Source organism: Hydrogenophaga sp. L99 (assembly GCF_058731905.1).
Genome location: NZ_CM178972.1, coordinates 832,962 through 853,400, shown reverse-complemented (window position 1 = coordinate 853,400; position 20,439 = coordinate 832,962). Strand labels below are relative to the sequence as shown.

The window sequence follows — 20,439 nt, the reverse complement described above, 5'->3', positions numbered from 1 at the left end:
CCTTGTGCATGCTCAGGCGACCCAGTCCACCCAACCCAGGGAGGCGGTCAACAAAATCAGGCCCCCAAAGGCGATGCGGTACCAGGCAAACGGCACAAAGGTGTGGTTGCCCACGAAGCGCAGCAGCCACTTCACACACACCCAGGCCGACAACCACGACACCACCAGCCCCACGGCAAACAGCGGAATGTCTGCCGCGCTCAGCAGGTCGCGGTTTTTGTAAATGTCGTAGGCCGCTGCGCCAAACAGCATGGGAATGGCCAGGAAAAAGCTGAACTCGGTGGCGGCCTTGCGGTTGAAGCCCAGCAGCATGGCGCCAATGATGGTGGCGCCCGAGCGGCTCACGCCCGGCACCAGCGCGGTGCACTGCACCAGCCCCACCTTCAGGGCGTCTTGCCAGCGCACGCTGTCCACGTCGTCAATGTGCACCTGGGCGCCGCGCTTTTGCAGGTATTCGGCCCAAAGAATGACGAAGCCGCCCACGATGAAACCCAGGGCCACCACCACCGGGTTGAACAGCACGCCCTTGATGAAGTCGATGAACAGCACACCCGCCAGCGCGGCGGGGAAAAACCCCACCAAGACGTTCAGGGTAAAGCGCTGCGCCTGCCGCTGGGTGGGCAAGCCCACCAGCGTTTCCCACAGCTTGGCCGCGTACAGCGAAACGATGGCCATGATCGCGCCAGTCTGGATCACCACCTCAAACAGCTTGATTTTTTCACCCGGCATGTCCAGCAGCGCCGCCGCCAAAATGAGGTGGCCGGTGGAAGAAATGGGTAAAAACTCGGTCAGGCCTTCCACCACGCCCATGATGGCGGCCTTGATCAACAACGCAAAATCCATGAATCATTCGCCGCAGCGGGCGGTTCGCAAAGTGAGGGCCAGCCAACCACTGGCCAGGCACAAAGGCCATGATCGTACCCCGGGCCGGGGGCTGCGCGTCAGCGCCGCGCCACGGGGTCCAGCTGCAAGCGCAAACCACCGGGCACCACCTGCAGCGCACCCGGCTCGTAGCCCCAGCCCTGGGCGGCCCGCAGGTCTTCGGGCTTCAGGCGGTGGATCACAAAGTCGCGCAGCAGTTCTTCGGCCAGCACCGCGCCCAGCCGGTTCACGCGGGTGGCGTAGGCCGGCGCCACGCCCGGCACGTCAAAGCGCTCCACCCGCACCTGGGTCAGGCGCACCGTCTGGTCGGCGGGCTCGTAGCGCAGGCTGTAGCTCAGGTCCAGCGTGCCCTGGGTAGGCCGCAGACCCAGCAGCGAAGCGCCAATGCGGTACCCCATGGCCGTGCCGATGCGGTTTTCGGCCGGCATCAGGCGCACCTGGGGCCGCTCCAGCACCACGTCAAACAGCTCCAGGTAGCGGCTGTTGAAGGGAAACTGGTCCCCGATCATGGCTGCGAGCTTGGCCTCAGACAGGTGCAGGCTGCGTGGCCCCGGCTGCAGCAAAGCACAGCCGGCCAGCCCCCAGGCCAGCAGCATCAAGGCCAGCCAGCGCAGGCCGCGTGGTTTCGGTGTGTTCATGCAAGCCATTGTAGAAATGCAAACCGCTGCGCGGGGTGGCAGCGCGCTTGCAGCAGGTAAGCGGCCGGTAAAGCCCGGCCAGGCCAGCAACAAACTTGCAACAACGCAGCGCCTCTCGCGCCACCCGGCCGGCGTTTCGCGCCCGCTGGCGTCGATCCGTCGCAAACCGCTGTGAACGCCACCACGGGCGCGGCACAGTGCGGGCACACCCCACAGCAAAGCCGCCCCATGTCCTTCACGCCCGTCATCGCCATCCACCTCAGCGCCGCGCTGGCCGCGCTGGTCGTTGGGCCCGTGGCCCTGTGGGCGCGCCGCAGCCACGCCCAGCGCCCCCGCCTGCACCGCGCCGCGGGTTTTGCGTGGGTCACGCTCATGTTGGTCACCGCCTTGTCGGCCCTGTTCATCCGCGACTTCCGGTTGCCCAACATCGCCGGCTACACCCCCATCCACCTTCTGGTGCCTTTCACGCTGGGCAGCTTGTTTCTGGCTTTTCGGTACCTGCTGCGCGGCAACATCGCCGGCCACCGCAAAAACATGCTGGGCCTGTATGTGGGCGGTTGCCTCGTTGCGGGGGCCTTCACCCTGCTGCCCAGCCGCAGCCTGGGCCAGCTGGTCTGGGGCCACTGGCTGGGCCTGCTCTGAATCTGTTTTGACCACCGTTGACCTACCCAGAAAGCACCCGCCATGAACCTGAACACCCCACCCCTTTCGCCCGAACTCGAACACCTGGCCCGCCGACGCGCCAAGGCCAAGCTGGGCTTCTACACCCACGCGCTGGTCTACACCGTGGTCATCACCGGGCTGAATTTGCTGGCCTTTTCGCAGGGCAAGATCTGGTCGCTCTGGCCCACCGCCGGCTGGGGCTTTGGCCTGCTGATGCACGGCATGGGCGCGCTGGGCTTCGGCCCCGGCCCTGCGCTGCGCGAGCGCATGGTGGAGCGCGAACGCGAGCACCTGCGCAGCCAGCAAGCCACCCCCCACAACACAGGCAACGCCTGAACGATCCCGGCCGGGCCCCGCCCTGGGCCGAAACAGCGCGTGCCAAAATGTCCCATGGGCCCAAGGGCCTTGACCCACCCCACCGTCCTCCATGACCGATCTCCGAGCTTCGGCCCTGCTGCGCTGGCTGCCGCCACCGAGTCTGCCCGGTCTGCGCCAGCGCGGGCTCATCGTTTGTGGTGTCGCGCTGGTCATCGCTCTGGTGCAGTGGCTCACGGCCTCGCGGGCGCATCCGCTGCTGGCCTCGCTGGTCTACAGCTACGCCATCAGCCTCTGCATCTGGTTTTTCACCGACCCCCTGCGCATTGCCCTGCACCGCTGGCTGCGCACCGAACCGCCGCACTACTGGGCACTCAACCCGCGCAGCCTGGCCTGGCTGGTGGTCGGCATCGTGCTGGGCTACGTCCTGGGCATCACCGCGGGCGACCTGTATGTGGGCCAGTCCACCTGGGCGCTGCTGGTGCAGGCACCGCAGCGGTTCTGGGGCGTGTGGCTTGGCGCCCTGGGCATCAGCCTGGGCTTTTTGTTTTATTTCTACCAGCGCGAAAAAGCCCTGGCGCTGCAACACGAGGCCACCGAAGCGCAGTTGCGCCTGCTGGAAAGCCAGCTGGAACCGCACATGCTGTTCAACACGCTGGCCAATTTGCGGGCGCTCATCGCCACCGACCCGCCACGCGCACTGACCATGCTCGACCGCCTCAACGACTACCTGCGCGCCACCTTGCGCGCTTCGCGCACCCACGTCCACAGCACCGAACACACCCTGGCCCACGAATTTGCCCGCCTGCACGACTACCTGGAACTCATGGCCGTGCGCATGGGGCCGCGACTGCGCACGCACCTGCACCTGCCCGAGCACCTGCAACACCACCCGGTAGCGCCGCTGCTGCTGCAACCGCTGGTGGAAAACGCCATACGCCACGGGCTCGAACCCAGCCTGGAAGGCGGCACCCTGAGCGTGGTGGCCCATGCAGCCGGTGGCCAACTGGTGCTGGACGTGAGCGACACCGGCATGGGCTTTGACGGTGAGCCCACCGCGGGGTTTGGCCTCTCGCAAGTGCGCCAGCGCCTGGCCACGGCCTACCCGGGGCGGGCCTCGTGTGCGCTGCAATCCAGCCCGGGCAACGGCACCACCGCCACCGTGCGTATGCCCCTGCAAACACCGCCCCAACCCCACACGCCACCCGCATGACCCAACGCCCCTGGCTGCCCAAAGCCCTGCTGGCGCTGTATGTGCCGGTGTGGGTCGCCTGCGCCATCAACCCGCTGTACCCGTCCGACTGGCTGATCGAAAACATCCTGGTTTTTCTGGCGCTGCCCACCCTGCTGTGGGCCTGGCGCCACCAGCGCTTCAGCGACGGCGCCTGTGTGGGCATTTTTCTGTTCTTTTGCCTGCATTCGCTGGGCACCCACTACACCTACGCCGAAGTGCCTTACGACCGCTGGTGGCAGGCCGTCACCGGCCACACGTTCAACGCGCTCTTTGGCTGGGAGCGCAACCACTTTGACCGCTTCGTCCACCTGGCTTATGGCTTGCTGCTCACGCCCGTGTTCAACGAACTGCTGGGGCGCGTGGTGCGGGTGCGCAGCGCGGTGTGGATGTGCGTGCTGTCGGCCAGTTTCATGGGCTTGCACGCCATGGTTTACGAGCTGGTGGAATGGGCCACCGCCCTGGTGGTGGCGCCCGAGCTGGGCGCCGCCTACCTGGGCACCCAGGGCGACGTGTGGGACGCCCACAAAGACATGGCGCTGGCCGTGCTGGGCAACGCCATCACCCTCGCCTACCAAACCCTGCGCCAGCGCCTGCCGCTGGCCGGGCCCGACTGGCAACCCGCCGCCCGGCCCTGAAAACCCCCGCAACCATGCCCCACCCAGCCACCGCCCTGATTGCCGAAGACGAACCCCTGCTGGCGGCCGCGCTGCAGGCCGAGCTGGCCCGCGCCTGGCCTGCGCTGCAGGTGTGCGCCGTGGTGGGCGACGGCGCCAGCGCCGTGCGTGAAGCCTTTCAGCGCCGGCCCGACGTGCTGTTTCTTGACATCCGCATGCCCGGCCTGAGCGGCCTGGAAGCCGCTGCCGAACTGGCCGACGCCTGGCCGCAAGGCACCGGCGCCGCGCCGTTTCCCGCCACCGTGTTTGTGACCGCCTACGACCAATACGCCGTGCAGGCCTTTGAAGCGCAAGCGGTGGACTACCTTTTAAAACCCGTGATGCCCGAGCGCCTGGCGCGCACCGTGCAGCGCGTGCAGCAGCTGCTGGCCCAGCGCAGCCCGGCCACCGCAGGCGACCCGCTGGAACACACGTTGAGCCAGCTGCGCGCCCTGCTCGCGCCAGTTGCCCATGCGCAGCCCAGCGAAACGCTCACGGTGATACAGGCCAGCGTGGGCAACGCCCTGCACCTGGTGCCGGTGGACGAGGTGCTGGTGTTTGAAGCCGCCGACAAATACGTGCGCGTGCTCACCGCGGCCGAAGAGCTGCTGATACGCACCCCGCTCAAAGACCTGCTGCCCCAGCTGGACGACCGCGTGTTCTGGCAAATCCACCGGGGCACCGTGGTGCGGGCCAGCGCCATCCACACCGTCACGCGCAACGCAGCCGGCCAACTGCAGCTGAGCCTGCGCGGGCGGCCCGAAACACAGGCCGTGAGCCGACTCTATGCGCAGCGCTTCAAAGCCATGTGACTGTGCATTTTTTCCATTCAAAAGCTGGCTGAAATACACGCGCTTAAAGAATGAAATATGATAAATAAATATCTATTCATATTTCCATTCAATGAGCCACCCCGCCCCACCTGAAACAACTGCCCTGGACGCCCTGCGCCAGCTTGGCGGTGTGGCCACCAGCGCCGAGCTGCAGGCCCGGCTGGGCGTGAGCCAGCCCACGGTGTCGCGGGCGCTGGCGCCGCTGGTGCGCAGCGGGCAGGTGCTCAAGGTGGGTGCGGCGCGCTCGCAGCGCTACTTGTTGCCGCGCCATATTGACGGCGTGGGCACCGAAGTGCCCATGATGCGGGTGGACGAGCAAGGCCGCGTGAGCCCGTTTGGGCGCATGGTGCCGCTGCCCGGCGGGCGCTTCTGGGTGGACGAGGCCGACGGCCTGAGCCAACTGCACGACGGCCTGCCCTGGTTTCTGAACGACATGCGCCCCCAGGGCTTCATGGGCCGCACCTTTGCCCACGCCCACCCCCAGCTGCGCCTGCCGCCCGACCTGCGCTACTGGAGCGACGACGATGTGTTGAAAGCCCTGGTGCAAGCCGGTGACGACCTACCCGGCAACCTGGTGGTGGGCCAGCCCGCGCTGGAGCGCCTGCACACGCTGGCGCAGCGCACGGTGCGCGTGAGCCACCCCGAGCTGGAATACCCCGCCCTGGCCGACCAGGCCATGCAAGGCACGCTGCCCGGCTCGTCGGCCGGCGGCGAGCAGCCCAAGTTTTGTACCGTGCTTGGTGAGCAGCCGGTCATTGTGAAGTTTTCGCCCGCTGGCAGCGCCCCGGCCGACCAGCGCCTGCGCGACCTGCTGGTGTGCGAACACCTGGCCCTGCACACGCTCGCGCAAGCCGGCTTGCCGGCGGCGCACACCCGCATCGTCCTAGCCGGTGGCCGTGTGTTTCTGGAAGCCCAGCGCTTTGACCGCACCGCAGCGGGCCGCATTGGCATGGTGTCGCTCTTGGTGTACGACTCGGAATACGTGGGCCAGATGGACGACTGGGCCGCCACCGCAAGGCGCATGGCCCAGCGCCGCCTGCTCACCGAGCAAGACGCCAGCCACCTGCGCCTGCTGGAAGCCTACGGCGTGCTCATTGCCAACACCGACCGCCACTACGGCAACATTTCGCTGCTGCTGGACAACGACGACTGGCGCCTGTCACCCACCTACGACATGCTGCCCATGCTCTACGCGCCCATCAACGGCGAACTGGTGCCGCGTGAGTTTGGTGAACGCGCCCTGCAGCCCACCGCCAACACCCTGGCCGAATGGCCACAAGCCCGGGCCCTGGCGCTGCGCTTCTGGCAAGCCGCTGCGGCCGATGAACGCATTTCAAGCGGGTTTCGCGCCTTGGCGCAGGCCAACCACGACACGGTTCAAAGGCTGGGCTGACGCGGGCGGAAGCGGGCCGAAGAACCCTCACCCCGGCCCTCTCCCGCAAGCGGGAGAGGGAGTGGAAGCAAGAAAACCGACTGGGATCAACAACTGTGTGCCGTGCGTGACTTGCCCCCTCTCCCGCTTGCGGGAGAGGGCTGGGGTGAGGGGCATTCCGACTGCTCCGGGAAGCGCCCGCAAAACCCCACACCAGCATCAGCGCCGGCCGTGGCCGCGCCGGTCATCGTCACCCCGGTCGTAGCGGTCATCCCGGTCGTAGCGATCGTGCCGGTCATGGCGCTTATGCCATTTTTTGTGCTGGCGGTCGCGGCGGTCATCCCAGCGCTGGGCGTGGCCATAGCTCTGGTAATACACCGGCTGCGGTGCCACCACCACCGGGCGCACATACGGGTAAGGCTGGTGCACCACCACCGGCTGCTGGTAAACCACCACCGGGCGGTGCCGCACACCCGGGTACTGGTGCACCACCACTGGCGGCGCGTTGGACACGCCCACCGACACACCCGGCTGCTGAATGCCCACCGACCAATACACATCGCTGGCATGCGCCTGCGTGAGGCCCGCCGACAGCGCCCATGCGCCCGCTGCCAGGGTGGCCAAGGTCAGCCCACGGGCCACGGCCGAGGTGCGTTTCCAATACGTATTCAAAGACAAGGTTTTCATGGGTTGCTCCTGGTTGCAAAGCTGTTGACGCCTTGTGGTTGGATTAGAGAAAAAATCGCTGTAACCTGTACCGCACGCACAGTCAAAGTCGTTGCCAGACGTAACAGGCTCCGTGCCCCTGGCATCTGCTGCCCAGCACCCAACCGGTGCACACCAAGGTCACGCCATGAGCAACAACGCCCCCCACAGCCCCACCAACCCCACCGCACAAGACGTGCTCAGCTTCTGGCTGGGTGACGGCCTGCTGTACGACTGGCCCAGCACCGACCACAGCACCCTGTGGTTTGGCGGCGGCGCCACACAAGACGAGCAAATACGCCACCGCTTTGGCGCCTTGGTAGACGAAGCGCTGAGCGGTGGCCTCGCCGACTGGGAAGCCAACATCAACAGCCGGCTCGCGCTCATCATCGTGCTCGACCAGTTCACCCGCAATGTGTACCGAGGCCAGGCCCGCGCCTTTGCCGGCGACCCGCGCGCCCAGCAACTGGTGCTGCAAACCCTCACCCTCGGGCAAAACACCCTGCTCCCCCGCGTGGGCCGCGTGTTTCTTTACATGCCGCTCATGCACGCCGAAGACCTGGCCCTGCAAGACGAATGCGTGGCGCGCTTCACCCACCTGCTCAACACCGCCACCCCCGAACGCCGCGAAGCCCTGGCCAGCAACCTGCGCTTTGCGCAGCAGCACCGCGACATCGTGGCGCAATACGGTCGCTTCCCTTACCGCAACGCCGCGCTCGGCCGCGAAAACACGCCCGCTGAAACCGAGTTTCTGAAAACCGGCCCGCGCTTCGGGCAGTAACGCCGCGTGCCATGCCTGGCCCCGCAAGGGCCACGTCATGCAGGCGTCACCAAGCCGTCACCCGGCGGTCACGCGCCGTCTTTACAACCGTGCTTTTAACCACAAAAGCACGCCATGAAGACCCTGCCCGCCCGCGCGAAAGCCCCATCCCAAGCCCGACTGCCAGCGCACCGCTTTGCCGCCACGCTCGTCATGGTGGCCGTGCTCGCCGCCTGCGGCGGCAGCGACGAGCCCGCCGCGCCCACGCCGCCCGCCCCGGTGGTGGAAGCCACGCCCGCTGGCCTGACGCTGGAAAAAATTGGCAGCTACCAGTCGGGCCTGTACGAAGTGAGCGCCGCTGAAATTCCGGCTTTCGACGCAGCCAGCAAGCGCCTGTTTGTGGTCAACGCCCAGGCCGGCGCCATTGACGTGATCGACCTGAGCGACCCCACAAAGCCCACCTTCATCAGCCAGCTCAACGCCAGTGCCGTGCTGGCGGGTTCGTCCATCAACAGCGTGGCCGTGTTCAACGGCATGGTGGCTGTGGCCATTCAGGCCCCCGTGAAAACCGACCCCGGCCGCATGGCGCTCTACCGCGCCAGCGACCTGACCCTGCTGGGCTCGGCCACCGTGGGCGCGCTGCCCGACATGATCGTCTTCACCCCCGACGGCAACACCGTGCTCACCGCCAACGAAGGCGAGCCCAGCGACGACTACCAGATCGACCCCGAGGGCAGCATCAGCATCGTCGACATCAGCAACCCCGCCCGCCTGGTGGTGCGCACCGCCGGCTTTGGCGCCTTCACCGGCCAAGAAGCTGCCCTGCGCGCCAAAGGCATCCGCCTGTATGGCCCGGGCGCTTCGGCTTCGCAAGACCTTGAGCCCGAATACATGGCCCTGTCAGCCGACGGCCTCACCGCCTGGGTGACCCTGCAAGAAAACAACGCGCTGGCCAAGGTGGACATTGCCACCGCCACCGTGACCGACATCTTGCCGCTGGGCTTCAAAAACCACGGCGTGGCGGGCAACGAGTTGGATGCGTCAGACGGCGATGGCAAGACCATCAACATCAAAACCTGGCCGGGCGTGTACGGCATGTACCAGCCCGATGCCATGGCGTCGTACACCGTGGGCGGCAAGACCTACCTGGTGACCGCCAACGAAGGCGACGCGCGCGCCTGGGGTGAGGACAACCCCGCCTACCTCACCACGCAGAACCCCGCGCTGGGCTTTATTGAAGAACTGCGCGTGTCAGCACTGACAAGAGCCGCTGGCTGGCAAGTGGTGCCACCACAGTTGCGCACCGTGGCCGGCTCCACTCCGCTGGCGGGCGCCCTGCTCGACCCAGCCGTGTTTGGCTACTGCGGCGCCACAGCCGGCGTTTCGGGCACCGCGGCCAGCCCGGGTACCTGCAACGCCAACGGTGAACTCGGTCGCCTCAACATAAGTTGGGTGCAGGGTTACAAGACCGACACCACGGGTGCGCCCCTGCGCTACAACAGCTTTGGCGTGCAAGACACCACCGGCGACCGCCTGATGTACGACCGGCTCTACAGCTACGGCGCCCGCTCGTTCAGCATTTGGGGTGAAGACGGCTCGCTGGTGTGGGACTCGGGCGCTGAAATTGAAAAGTTTCTGGCCAGCGCCGACTGCAGGCTCGGCACCACCCGCAACATTCCGTGTGCCGACTTCTTCAACAGCGGCCACAACGAAGGCAACGCCAAAGACAGCCGCAGCGATGCCAAAGGCCCCGAGCCCGAAGGCGTGGCCGTGGGCACCATTGGCAGCAAAACCTTTGCCTTCATTGGCCTGGAGCGCATGGGCGGCGTGCTGGTGTACGACATCACCAACCCCGCTGCACCCACCCGCGTGGACTACCTGAACACCCGCGACGAATGGCTGAACGACCCTGAAGACGAAGCCACCGCCGGCCGGCTCGCCGCCATTGGCGACCTGGGCCCCGAAGGCCTGGTGTTTGTGCCCGCCGCCCAGTCACCCAACGGCAAGCCATTGCTGATTGTGGGCAACGAAGTGAGCGGCACCACTGCGGTGATGCAGCTCAACCTGACGTATTGATGGGCGGGTAGCGCGGGCCTTCACCCGCGCCCCCTGCATCCACGCAGATTGGGCACATTCCCGTTCGGGCTGAGCCTGTCGAAGCCCTGCCGCCACGGGCATCCACGCAGATTGGGCAAATTTCCGTTCGGGCTGAGCCTGTCGAAGCTCCGCCGCCACGGGCGTCCACGCAGATTGGGCACATTTCCGTTCGGGCTGAGCCTGTCGAAGCCCCGCCGCCACGGGCACCCACCCAAATTGGGCACATTTCAGTTCGGGCTGAGCCTGTCGAAGCCCCGCCGCCACGGTGGTGATTCCTTCGACAAGCTCAGGACGAACGGAGGGCTCAGGACGAACGGAGCGCTCAGGACGAACGGAAGGCTCAGAACGAACGGGGCGCTCAAGACGAGCGTAAGTTACCGGTAGCTGTTAGCCAGTGGCCGCAAAGCCGCTGGCAGCCAACTGGCCAGCCGGGCGTGCAGGGCGACTTCGTGCTTTTGCCACCAAATGCCCAGCCCCACCACCGCCAGCCCCAGCAGCGTGAGGGCAAACGGAAACAGCAGGCTGTCTTCAAACACCCGGTAAGACAAATACCCCAGGTAGCCCGCCACACCCAGCGCGCCCAGCACCGTGAACACGCGCCGCCCAATGGCCGCGCCCAAAAACACCAGGCCCACGTTGATCAGCGCGTAAATGAACTTGTTCACCTCGGAGTCGCTGTTTTGCATGCTCAGGCCTGCCCAAAACATGATGGCGCCAAACAGGTAGAGCCAAAACGCAAAGTCTTGCCGGTCTTCGGGCAGCGTGGCGCGGCGCGTGCGCAGGTCTACCCAAACCGCCACGGCGCAGGTGGCCAGGCCAAACACCAGCGAAACGTCCAGCCGAAACTGCCAGTCAAAGCCGTTGGCCTGCATCAGAAAGCGGGCCACGTCCATGCTCATGTACCAAAGCGTCACAGCCACCGGCATCACCATGAAAGGCAGCTTGTAGCGCCACAGCATCACCACGGCAGCGGCCAGCGTGGCCAGTTCAAGCGTGATCCATTGCCAGTGAATGACACGGTGGTAGTCGCGGTAGCTGTCGGCAACGGTGTCGGGCCAGGCGCCCAGGCCTTTTTGCAGCGCCCACACCGCCAGCGGCACCAGGCACACCGCCAGCGTGGCCAAAATGCCGGCCGGCGTGTGCAGGCCTTTCTTCATCAGGTTGCCCGCCACCAGCAGCGCGCCCACCAGGTAGCCCAGCGCCAGCGCCAGCACACCCCAGGCGCCAAACAGCTCCCAGCCCAGCGTCATGAACAGCGTCATGGCGCCAATGGCCAGCATGCCGCCAAAGTAATACAGCGTGTTGGTGAACGAAAAGCGCGGCCCGCTGGCCACCGGCGCCCGGGCCCCGCGTGCAGCCTGCGCGGCCTGTGCCGCCCACAGCGACTCGGCCACCGTGGGCTCAAAGTCCACGTCGGGCACCAGCGGGGCGCCCGCCGCTACGCGCGTGCGGCTGCCGGGCATGGCCCATTCGGCCCACAGCGCATGCGCCTCTGAAGGCACGATGGCCCCCGCCTCCACCGCGGCCTCTATGTCGTGCCAGCCCAGCTGCACCCGCACCGAAGGCAAAAACACGTCTTCCGCGTGGGTTTCTTCCCAGCGGGTCGACGGCTCCATGGAAATCGTGTCCGGGTTGTCCTTGTTCATCGTGCGGCGCTTTCTTGTGCTGTGGCTTGTTTTTTGTGTGGCTTGGCGGGCTTTTGTTGGTGCCTGGGGCCGCGCTGCGGCCCGTGCCCAGGCACGCGTCTGCAAGGCACCTCCCATGCCCTGCCGCCGCCGCTGGAAGCGGGTTTAAAGATACTTGAAACACCCCGCCGCTCAAACCCCGCGCCCCGCCCCTCGTCGGGTGGTGCGCCAGCGGGCCAAGCAAGTCACGGCGCAGCGGCCCGCACCACCCCAGCGCCGCCAGGGGTGCGCGGCAAGGGCGCCCCAGCCTGCGGCCCTAGAATGCTTGAATGAGTTCGAACACCACCCCAAACGCCCCCAAAAACCACCCCGCAGCCCCCGCCAGCGAAGCGGCCGGCGAGCACAAAGTGAGCAACTTTCTGCGCCAGATCATTGAAAAAGACCTGGAACAAGGCACATACGCCAACCGCCACTGGGCCGGCACCCCGGGCGACGCCGCCCACCACGCCGCCGGCCCACTGGACCCGGCCAAAATTCGCACCCGCTTCCCGCCCGAGCCCAACGGCTACCTGCACGTGGGCCACGCCAAAAGCATCTGCCTCAACTTTGGCCTGGCGCGCGACTACGGCGGCGTGTGCCACATGCGCTTTGACGACACCAACCCCGAGAAGGAAGACACCGAGTACGTCAACTCCATCTTGGACGCGGTGCAGTGGCTCGGCTTTGGCTGGGAAGCCAACGGCCAAAACCACCTGTTTCAGGCCAGCGACTACTTTGACTTCATGTACCGCGCGGCCGAATACTTGGTGCAAGCCGGCCACGCCTATGTGGACGAGCAAACCGCCGAGCAAATGCGCGCCAGCCGCGGCGACTTTGGCAAACCCGGCGTAGACAGCCCGTTCCGCAGCCGCACGCCCGCGCAAAACCTGGCCCGCTTTCGCGAAATGCGCGACGGCAAGCACGAAGACGGCAGCATGGTGCTGCGCTCCAAGATCGACATGGCCTCGCCCAACATCAACCTGCGCGACCCGGCCATTTACCGCATACGCCGCGCCACGCACCACAACACGGGCGACAAATGGTGCATTTACCCCATGTACACCTTTGCGCACCCCATTGAGGACGCGCTGGAGCAAATCACCCACAGCATCTGCACGCTGGAGTTTGAAGACCAGCGCCCGTTTTACGACTGGCTGATGGAACGCCTGGTTGAAGGCAAGCTGCTGGCCGCGCCCGCGCCCCGCCAATACGAATTTGCCCGCCTCAACCTCACCTACGTCATCACCAGCAAACGCAAGCTCGCCCAGCTCGTGTACGACCACAAAGTCAGCGGCTGGGACGACCCGCGCATGCCCACAATAGTCGGCCTGCGCCGCCGCGGCTACACGCCCGAAAGCATCCAGCTGTTTGCCGAACGCATCGGCGTCACCAAGAGCGACAGCTGGATCGACTACAGCACGTTAGAGGGCTGCCTGCGCGAAGACCTGGAAAACAAAGCCCACCGCGGCATGGCCGTGCTCGACCCCGTCAAGTTGGTGCTCACCAACTGGGCCGAGACTTTCGGCGCTGACGACTACACCGAAGACTGCACCCAGCCCGCCCTACCCCACAGCGCGATCGCCGAAGGGCAAACGCCCCCGCCCGACCGCGTGTTCAAGATCGGCAACCAGGTATGGATCGAGCGCGAAGACTTTGAAGAAGTGCCGCCCAAGGGCTACAAGCGGCTGACCCCGCCGCAAAGGAACGCTGACGGTACCGCGTCCGCTGGAGCGGTGGTGCGCCTCAAAGGCGGCTACGTCATCGAATGCACCGGCTGCGCCAAAGATGCGAGCGGCGCCGTGACCGAAGTGCACGCCAAAGTGATCCCCGGCACCAAGAGCGGCACCCCCGGCGCCGACAGCGTGAAAGCCAAGGCCGCCATCACCTGGGTCAGCGTGGCCAGCGGCGTGAGCGCCGAAGTGCGCCTGTACGACCGCCTGTTCAGCGACCCCAACCCCGACGCCGGCGGCAAAGACTTCATCGAAGCGCTGAACCCCAACAGCTTGAAAGTCGTCACCGCCTACGTGGAGCCCTCACTGGCCGCTGCACAGCCTGACCAGAAATTTCAGTTCGAGCGGTTTGGCTACTTTGTGGCGGATCGGGTGGATCACGTGGCGGGAAGCAAGCCGGTGTTCAATCGGGTTACGGGGTTGAAGGATAGTTGGGGGAAATAATCAACCCCACATTCATCCAAAACAAAAAGGGAAGAGCAACCAAAATGAACGTAACCCCGAGATGGTTCGAAAGCTATATCGTTCGATATCTAATCGGAACAATCGTCGGCAGCCTTTGCTGCATCCTGCTGATTTCAGCAGTATATAACCCACTCAACACCCATATAACATTAATTGAAGGAACAAAGCAAGTCATCGACAAGCAGCTAGATTCAACTCTATTTCTGACACTCTCTTTGACTGGTTTCCTCTATTGCTACATTTCAAGCACACCAATAACAATAATACACGCAGCACGAATGCTCGGCCCACTTCCAGCACGAAGTGGGATCAACCCAAGCACAATGTGGACAGGATGGTGGTTGATTTTAGTCGGAGCACTATTGCTTGCAGTGTTTTTCTCGCCGGCCGCCACAAATCAGTTTTGGACGGCAGTGGGAGCAGTTGCAGCAATCCCTGCTATCTATATTTTGTTTGCTCAATGGGCACCCCTTGCCGCAACTTTGGATGATCTCGGAAAACTTGAAAAAATTCCTGTTGCAATGCTCATGCACGAGTTGCTAAACAAATCTTACCGCCACGGCGCAATCAAAAAATCCCAGTTCAAGAGATACTATAGAACTCTCGCTAGTGTCCGAACGGAAAATGACGATCTCCGCTCAAGCTACTCACACCTCAGAGAGCACTCCAATTCGATATTCATCGTGTTACTAGAAATATCACTAGCAGCACTTGTTCTCACAATCTGCTCGCTCATGAGCGATTCGACTTGGTTTCACCGAAGCATTGCCGTTGTTATCTTATTGCTGACCTGGATGACGCCTACAGTTTTCGTATGGGGAATCGCCAACTCACTAGAAGCGACATTGGTCGAAGCATCAGAAAATCAAGATTCAAAGCCCTTACCATAGCTTCTTTTGAAGCCCAATAAAATCTTATAAATTGCTCACAAAACTTCCTATCCAACGACTGCCATGCATCAAATTCATTTAAATAATTTCAGCATGTCGCTCGCTTCATTTTTTAGCTTGAATCGCCGTGCTCTGGTAACTCTATTTTTATCATTCTTCACGATCTGCAACTCAGCACTAGCTGAAGTGTTTGAAAGACACCCAAACGCGAAAGGTCTCACGATTGAGGCGCCTCGACCCGATGGGTATACCTCACTCTCAAAAATTGGGCCCAACCATGTATTTCAGTGGGGCAAAAAATCGGGGGAAAATGTAATTTTTTGGCTACAACTCGGCGTCTACGATTTTCCTACAAAATTTGGCTCCGTTTTCAAAAACCTTGATCCACTCGAGTGGGCAAAAATAATCGTTCCAGAAGGTAGCGGAAATATTGTTTCAGCAACGCGGAGCCGCAACAAGTTACCTAGGTTTATTGACATCGAATACGACCATGTAATTAACGTCGCGGGTCAGAAATGGTTAAGTAGAAACCTGATGCGCACCTTCATACTTAACGGCCGTACGATTGCTGCGGAGTGCATAGCCTCCATACAAATTTCGAAGCACGACTCAGCACCCACTGCGCCATTAATGGCGAGGCTTCTACTTGATAACATGCCAGACTGCGAGCTTATGTTGAACGGTCTACGCGTTTCTGAATAACGGCAGCAGGGTCTGGTCTCAATACTGTTCGGTTAGATGGAGATATTCGGGGTCAGATATTCGGGGTCAGATTCCAATAAAGCCAAGCCACAGCCACCTCCGCAAAGCACCCCGCAAAGTTGCCCCATCGGTACACTTCTGCGCATGCACCCCGCTATCGCCCAACACCGCGCCTCCATCGCCACCATCTGCCAGCGCTACCGCATCAGCCGGCTCGAGGTGTTTGGCTCGGCCGCGCGGGCCGATGACTTTGACCCCGCGAAGAGCGACGCGGACTTTCTGGTGGAGTTCGCAAAAGACGCGCAGCCCGACCTGCACAGCTTCCACGGCGCCAAGGCCGAGCTGGAACAACTGCTGTAGATTATTGGGGTCAGATTCCAATTTTCACCCCAGAGACGCTGAGTCGGACGGAGACACAGCCAACTAGCGCCACACGATCGGCGGGCTTCGCCCGGCACCGAAGTCGGCGCCCAATCGCTACACTCGGCCACATGCGCCCATCACAAGCCCTCCATCTTCATCGCTCGCAGATCCGAGAGATTGCGTTGCGACACCGCGTTGCTGGTGTGAGCGTCTTCGGCTCGGCGGTTCATGGCGACGATGTTGAGGGCAGCGATCTGGATGTGCTGGTGGACCCTGCGCCTTCGACCACGCTGCTGGACATTGGCGCGATCCGCTACGAGTTGAAGGCACTGCTGGGTATGGAGGTCGACGTGTTGACCCCCAATGGTCTGCCGGACAGCTTTCGTGATCAGGTGTTGCGCGAGGCGGTGAGGCTGTGAGGCGCCAGCACCCACTGCGCACGGCGGACTACCTCCAACACCTGGCGCAGGCGATTGACAACATCCAGAGCTACACAGTGGGCATGGACGCTGCAGGCTTCAAGGCAGACCGAAACACAGGACGCCGTGATCCGCAACCTGGAGATCATTGGCGAGGCCTGCAACAACGTGGTCAAGAACGACCCAGCATTTGCTCAGGCCCATTCCGGGATGCCATGGGGCTTTGCGTATGAAATGCGCAATGCGCTGGCACATGGCTACTTCAAGGTGGACCTGGATATCGTCTGGGCAACTGTCACCTCTGACCTGCCGGGACTGAAAGCCCAGCTCGCGACGCTGACACCGTGAGCCGCCTCGCCCGTTCCTGCGCGGTGCGAGCGGTTCTGCAAGAACGCCTGTTCAGGCAGCCAACCGCTGCCCGAACCGCCCGTCCCCACCCATCCCAATGATCAGCCGCTGCGTGGCCCGCGTGGCGCCCACGTAAAACAGCTTGGCTTCCTCGCGCTCGTCTTCACCCGGGGCGGGCATGTGGCCCGCGCCCACCAGCGCCACCACCGGGAATTCCAGCCCTTTGCTGGCGTGCAGGGTCAGCACCTTGATGGTGTCGGCGGCCGGGTCGAACTGGCCTGCCTTGTCGCGCACCTGGTAGGGCAACCCGCGCCGGTTCAACACGTTGGCGCAGAGGTACATGTCTTGGTGGTGGCGGCAGAGCAAGGCCATGTCGCCCCAGGCGTGGCCTTCTTTGTGGGCCGCGCAGAGCAGTTCAACGATGTGTGTGGCTTCGGCCCGCAGGGTGGGCAGGCGGATGATGAGCGGCGCTTCGCCGTCGCGCCCGCAGCTCACGGGCTTGAGCATGGGCACGCCGTCTTCGTCTTTGTCATCGGCGGTCAGCAGATCAGCGGCCACCAGGCTGGCGGTCTGCAAAATTTGCCGCGTGTTGCGGTAGTTGATCTTGAGGATGGTGGTGCGCCCCTGCGCCTGTATGCCCACGCTCTTGAAGCTGAAAGGTTTGCCGCCTTCGTGGGTTTTGCTGCGCTCGTAAATGCTTTGCGCGTCGTCATACAACACCAGCAGGCTGTTGGTGGCGGGGTCGACCATTTGCACGGCCAGCTTGAGCCACTCGGGCGCGAAGTCGTGGCCTTCGTCGATGAGCACGGCCTGGTATTGCCCGCTGGGGATCTGCTTGCGGTCTACGCCGATGATGACGCGCTGCACCATGTCGGCCATCTTGTCGGTGACCGACTGGTTGTTGGCGGGCAGGGTCTGGCCAAAGGCCTTGAGCTGGTCGCGGCACCATTTGTGAAAGTGCACGGCGTGCACGCGGTCGGCAATGCCTTTGGCGGCCATCACATGGGCGAGCTGCTTAGCCAGCGGCTCGTTGTAGCAAAGCATGAGGATGGGTTTGCTGGCCGCGGTGTGGGCCTTGGCCAGGTGCTCGGCGCGGTAGGCCAGCAGCATGGTTTTGCCCGAGCCGGCCACACCGTGGATGACGCGGTGCCCGTCGCCCAGGCTGCGCGCCAGCTGCTCTTGCTGTATGTCCATCACCCGCATGATGCTGGGCAGGTCGGCGTCGGCGTCGGTGGCGTCGAACAGGTCACCGGTGCCGGGCACGGCCACCCGCACTTCAGGAAACATGATCCAGCGCACGCGGTCCATTTGCGGCAGCGACATGACGCCACCCATCATGAAGGGGAACATGTCCCACAGGCGGCTTTGCAATGCCTCGGGCTCCACAGCCTCCAGCATTTCGTCTTGGCACACCACGCGGTGCGGCTCTATGGCGTTGTGGAGTTCGGCTTTGTCAAACTGCGCGCGGGTGATGTTGGGCAGCACCACGCCGTAGCTCCACGGAAAGGCCAGCTTGCCTTGGTGGCGGCCTTCGGGCTGCACCAGTTGCGGGTCGCGCTCCAGCGCGTTCACCACCTGGTGGGCGTACTGCCTGGCCTGCTCCAGCGGGTTGGGAATGGTTTTGGGGCCAGCTTCGGCGTGAATGTCCCAGGTTTGCTTGTTGGCCTGGATGAGGGTGGAGAGCCGGAAGTCTTTGACCTCCAAAATCAGGATGCCCCGGCGCGGGTGCATGACAACAAAGTCTGGGTGCTGATGGCGGGGGCCCACCGCCACGTCGTACCAGAGCAGGTAGTCGTCGTCGAGCTTTTGCTCAAGCCGCTCGGCGGTGCGGCGCTCACCCGAAGTCATGCGCGAGACGCAGCTCCCTATCGCTGGTATCAGTGTGGCCATGTTGTTTCTGTTTGCTTCCCTTGGCGACATGGTGCACGCAAATACGTCCCACGCTCGGGCATACCTGCCAAGCGGCTCCATCGGTGCACTCGCAGGCATGCACCCCGCCATCGCTCAACACCGCGCGTCCATCGCCGCCATCTGCTAGCGCTACAGCATCCGCAGGCTGGAGGTGTTTGGCTCGGCTGCGCGGGGTGACGACTTTGTGCCCGAGAGCAGCGACGCCGACTTTCTGGTGGAGTTTGCAGCGGGTGCGCAGCCCGACCTGCACAGCTTCTACGGCGCCAAGGCAGAGCTGGAACAGTTGCTGGGCCGGGGCGTGGATCTGGTGGAGCCCGGTGCGGTGCGCAACCCCTACGTCCTGGCCAGCATCCACCGCCACCGGGAGCCTGTGTATGGGTGTTCGGGGTCAGAGTCCAATTGACTCCCGCTCCCCGGCTTTTCAGGGCCTGGATCAAAGCACGTCGAGGCTATATTGATTCGGCCCTATGAAGTATCAACCGTTCGCCCTGAGCCTGTCGAAGGGCTCGTGCCATGTCTGAGGAAGGTTCCGACAAGCTCAACCCGAACGGACTTTAGACTTCACTCGGCCTGATCTATAAGCAAAGCCTCTCCGAAGGCAAGCACCCATTCACCGGCGCACTGCAGCGCCCTTCGCTCAAAGGCTCAACCGCTGGGGCGGCAGGTTGGCGCTGTAGATGAGCTCCACCGTTTTGCCGTCGAGCATGGCCAATTGCACGGTCATGCGCCGGAAGGACCACAGCAGGTCAACCGAACCCAGTTTTGCAACCGGGCGCGAGGGGGTGCTGACGGGCAGGCCGTAGCTGGTGCGCAGCGAGGCTTGCAAGGTTTTCAGCAGGGCTTGGGCGCGCGCGGGGGTGGCGGGCTGGGCGCGCAGATGGATGCGCTGCAGGCGCTCGAACTCGAAATGGTAGGTGGCGCTGAAGGTTTCGTCGGCAATGGGTGTGCTGGGAATTTCGAGCAAGGCGCTGGGGTCTGCCGCGCGCTGGGCGGCTGACGTTTCGCGGGCTTCGGGCATAAGGGCGCGAATTTGTGCCGGGCTGGCCTGCATGGGCGCGTCGCGCCACAGGTTTTGCGCCGACGCACCCCATGCCATACTGACCAGCACCAAGACGGCAATAACTTTTTTCATGGTTCTAAGTGTGCCGCAACCGCCAACACCGGGCGCTTTGCAGGGCTTGAAAACCAAATGCCGCCCCAGGACACCGCGCTGGGCCTTTTGGCCCCAGCGCCTCTGAAAGCGCTGCCCGGGGCCGGCGGCCAAAGCCCCTCTGCACAACCCCCTTTGAACCAACGCTCTGCACCCATGCTCTCCAACCTCACGCCCTTTCTTCTGCACTGGGCGATCACGTCTTTTTCTCTGTGGCTGGCCAGCCACTTGTTCAAGGGCATTCGCTTTGGCAGCACGGGCGCGCTGGTCGTGTCTGCCCTGCTGCTGGGCCTGGCCAATGCGGTGGTGCGCCCGCTGCTGGTGGTGCTGACGCTGCCGCTGACGCTGGTCACCTTTGGCCTGTTTTTGCTGGTGATCAACGCGCTGATGCTGATGCTGGTGGCAAAGCTGGTTAGCGGCTTCAAGGTGGATGGTTTCTGGACGGCGCTGTGGGCCAGCATGTTCATTGCGCTGCTGAGCTTGGTGCTGGGCGCTTTTGTGCTGGGCGGGTCGCCCGAATACAAGATAGAGACCAGCCCTGCGCCAGGGCGCATGTGGCTTTAACGGGCGGCGCAAACAGCTACGGCGGTGCAGGGGCCTATGGGTTATAAGTGCTTCTCATACTTGACAAATTAAATACTTTGA

The 20,439-nt window shown here is 63.7% G+C and carries 23 protein-coding genes; 17 read left to right on the top strand and 6 right to left on the bottom strand.

Annotated features, from left to right (window positions below; genetic code table 11):
- Positions 1-12: 12 nt before the first annotated feature.
- Both AC4QBL_RS04150 and AC4QBL_RS04145 read right to left on the bottom strand, forming a co-directional pair.
- Positions 13-843 carry an undecaprenyl-diphosphate phosphatase gene (locus tag AC4QBL_RS04150; protein ID WP_472906593.1) on the bottom strand — a complete coding sequence of 277 codons (831 nt, stop codon included), beginning with the start codon at positions 841-843 and terminating at the stop codon, positions 13-15.
- Between the two features lie 98 nt (positions 844-941).
- Positions 942-1,520: a YceB family lipoprotein gene (locus AC4QBL_RS04145; RefSeq protein WP_472906592.1), complete on the bottom strand. Its 579-nt coding sequence runs from the start codon at positions 1,518-1,520 to the stop codon at positions 942-944.
- On the opposite strand from AC4QBL_RS04145, the gene AC4QBL_RS04140 reads away from it, so the two are divergent.
- The 7 genes from AC4QBL_RS04140 to yjjJ all read left to right on the top strand — a co-directional run bounded on the left by AC4QBL_RS04140 (position 1,519) and on the right by yjjJ (position 6,611).
- Positions 1,519-1,695 carry a hypothetical protein gene (locus AC4QBL_RS04140; RefSeq protein ID WP_472906591.1) on the top strand — a complete coding sequence of 59 codons (177 nt, stop codon included), beginning with the start codon at positions 1,519-1,521 and terminating at the stop codon, positions 1,693-1,695. The two genes, AC4QBL_RS04145 and AC4QBL_RS04140, sit on opposite strands and share 2 nt — an antisense overlap.
- A 53-nt stretch (positions 1,696-1,748) precedes the next feature.
- On the top strand, positions 1,749-2,162 hold the full coding sequence (locus tag AC4QBL_RS04135) for a DUF2306 domain-containing protein (protein ID WP_472906590.1): 414 nt from the start codon (positions 1,749-1,751) through the stop codon (positions 2,160-2,162).
- Positions 2,163-2,204: 42 nt separating this feature from the next.
- The gene (locus AC4QBL_RS04130) at positions 2,205-2,519 is read left to right on the top strand and encodes a 2TM domain-containing protein (protein WP_472906589.1); all 315 of its coding nucleotides are present in this window, start codon (positions 2,205-2,207) and stop codon (positions 2,517-2,519) included.
- A gap of 91 nt (positions 2,520-2,610) precedes the next feature.
- A complete protein-coding gene (locus tag AC4QBL_RS04125) occupies positions 2,611-3,711 on the top strand; it encodes a sensor histidine kinase (protein ID WP_472906588.1) in 1,101 nt (366 codons plus the stop codon).
- Entirely contained in the window at positions 3,708-4,367 is a 660-nt protein-coding gene (locus tag AC4QBL_RS04120) for a DUF2238 domain-containing protein (RefSeq protein WP_472906587.1), read from the top strand. Before AC4QBL_RS04125 ends, AC4QBL_RS04120 begins: the two co-directional genes overlap by 4 nt.
- 14 nt (positions 4,368-4,381) lie before the next feature.
- Positions 4,382-5,197: a LytR/AlgR family response regulator transcription factor gene (locus AC4QBL_RS04115; protein WP_472906586.1), complete on the top strand. Its 816-nt coding sequence runs from the start codon at positions 4,382-4,384 to the stop codon at positions 5,195-5,197.
- A gap of 91 nt (positions 5,198-5,288) precedes the next feature.
- Positions 5,289-6,611, top strand: coding sequence for a type II toxin-antitoxin system HipA family toxin YjjJ (yjjJ, locus tag AC4QBL_RS04110; RefSeq protein ID WP_472906585.1), 1,323 nt, complete (start codon positions 5,289-5,291; stop codon positions 6,609-6,611).
- Positions 6,612-6,809: 198 nt separating this feature from the next.
- On the opposite strand, the gene AC4QBL_RS04105 is transcribed toward yjjJ, so the two are convergent.
- Positions 6,810-7,277, bottom strand: coding sequence for a hypothetical protein (locus AC4QBL_RS04105; RefSeq protein WP_472906584.1), 468 nt, complete (start codon positions 7,275-7,277; stop codon positions 6,810-6,812).
- A 166-nt stretch (positions 7,278-7,443) separates the two neighbouring features.
- On the opposite strand from AC4QBL_RS04105, the gene AC4QBL_RS04100 reads away from it, so the two are divergent.
- Both AC4QBL_RS04100 and AC4QBL_RS04095 read left to right on the top strand, forming a co-directional pair.
- A complete protein-coding gene (locus AC4QBL_RS04100; RefSeq protein WP_472906583.1) occupies positions 7,444-8,076 on the top strand; it encodes a DUF924 family protein in 633 nt (210 codons plus the stop codon).
- Between the two features lie 114 nt (positions 8,077-8,190).
- Positions 8,191-10,131, top strand: coding sequence for a choice-of-anchor I family protein (locus AC4QBL_RS04095; RefSeq protein WP_472906582.1), 1,941 nt, complete (start codon positions 8,191-8,193; stop codon positions 10,129-10,131).
- Positions 10,132-10,526: 395 nt separating this feature from the next.
- Here the strand turns inward: AC4QBL_RS04095 and AC4QBL_RS04090 are convergent, their stop codons facing one another.
- Positions 10,527-11,798, bottom strand: a complete 1,272-nt coding sequence (locus AC4QBL_RS04090) for a DUF2157 domain-containing protein (RefSeq protein WP_472906581.1) — start codon at positions 11,796-11,798, stop codon at positions 10,527-10,529.
- Between the two features lie 308 nt (positions 11,799-12,106).
- On the opposite strand from AC4QBL_RS04090, the gene AC4QBL_RS04085 reads away from it, so the two are divergent.
- From AC4QBL_RS04085 to AC4QBL_RS04060, 6 genes are all read left to right on the top strand, one after another.
- On the top strand, positions 12,107-13,990 hold the full coding sequence (locus AC4QBL_RS04085; protein ID WP_472906580.1) for a glutamine--tRNA ligase/YqeY domain fusion protein: 1,884 nt from the start codon (positions 12,107-12,109) through the stop codon (positions 13,988-13,990).
- Between the two features lie 44 nt (positions 13,991-14,034).
- On the top strand, positions 14,035-14,901 hold the full coding sequence (locus AC4QBL_RS04080; RefSeq protein ID WP_472906579.1) for a hypothetical protein: 867 nt from the start codon (positions 14,035-14,037) through the stop codon (positions 14,899-14,901).
- 63 nt (positions 14,902-14,964) lie between these two features.
- Positions 14,965-15,603, top strand: a complete 639-nt coding sequence (locus tag AC4QBL_RS04075; protein ID WP_492131631.1) for a hypothetical protein — start codon at positions 14,965-14,967, stop codon at positions 15,601-15,603.
- A gap of 144 nt (positions 15,604-15,747) precedes the next feature.
- Entirely contained in the window at positions 15,748-15,963 is a 216-nt protein-coding gene (locus tag AC4QBL_RS04070) for a nucleotidyltransferase family protein (protein ID WP_472906577.1), read from the top strand.
- A gap of 131 nt (positions 15,964-16,094) precedes the next feature.
- Positions 16,095-16,385 carry a nucleotidyltransferase family protein gene (locus tag AC4QBL_RS04065; RefSeq protein ID WP_472906576.1) on the top strand — a complete coding sequence of 97 codons (291 nt, stop codon included), beginning with the start codon at positions 16,095-16,097 and terminating at the stop codon, positions 16,383-16,385.
- A 126-nt stretch (positions 16,386-16,511) separates the two neighbouring features.
- A complete protein-coding gene (locus AC4QBL_RS04060) occupies positions 16,512-16,733 on the top strand; it encodes a HepT-like ribonuclease domain-containing protein (RefSeq protein ID WP_472906575.1) in 222 nt (73 codons plus the stop codon).
- Positions 16,734-16,784: 51 nt separating this feature from the next.
- Here AC4QBL_RS04060 and AC4QBL_RS04055 read toward each other — a convergent pair whose 3' ends face one another.
- Positions 16,785-18,623 (bottom strand): 3'-5' exonuclease, encoded by a 1,839-nt coding sequence (locus AC4QBL_RS04055; RefSeq protein WP_472906574.1) that lies wholly within the window; start codon positions 18,621-18,623, stop codon positions 16,785-16,787.
- Positions 18,624-18,795: 172 nt separating this feature from the next.
- Here AC4QBL_RS04055 and AC4QBL_RS04050 point away from each other — a divergent pair, with 172 nt between their 5' ends.
- Entirely contained in the window at positions 18,796-19,047 is a 252-nt protein-coding gene (locus tag AC4QBL_RS04050; protein WP_492131630.1) for a nucleotidyltransferase family protein, read from the top strand.
- Between the two features lie 234 nt (positions 19,048-19,281).
- On the opposite strand, the gene AC4QBL_RS04045 is transcribed toward AC4QBL_RS04050, so the two are convergent.
- Positions 19,282-19,776 carry a hypothetical protein gene (locus tag AC4QBL_RS04045; protein WP_472906573.1) on the bottom strand — a complete coding sequence of 165 codons (495 nt, stop codon included), beginning with the start codon at positions 19,774-19,776 and terminating at the stop codon, positions 19,282-19,284.
- 174 nt (positions 19,777-19,950) lie between these two features.
- Here AC4QBL_RS04045 and AC4QBL_RS04040 point away from each other — a divergent pair, with 174 nt between their 5' ends.
- On the top strand, positions 19,951-20,358 hold the full coding sequence (locus tag AC4QBL_RS04040; protein ID WP_472906691.1) for a phage holin family protein: 408 nt from the start codon (positions 19,951-19,953) through the stop codon (positions 20,356-20,358).
- The last annotated feature ends 81 nt before the right edge of the window (positions 20,359-20,439 follow it).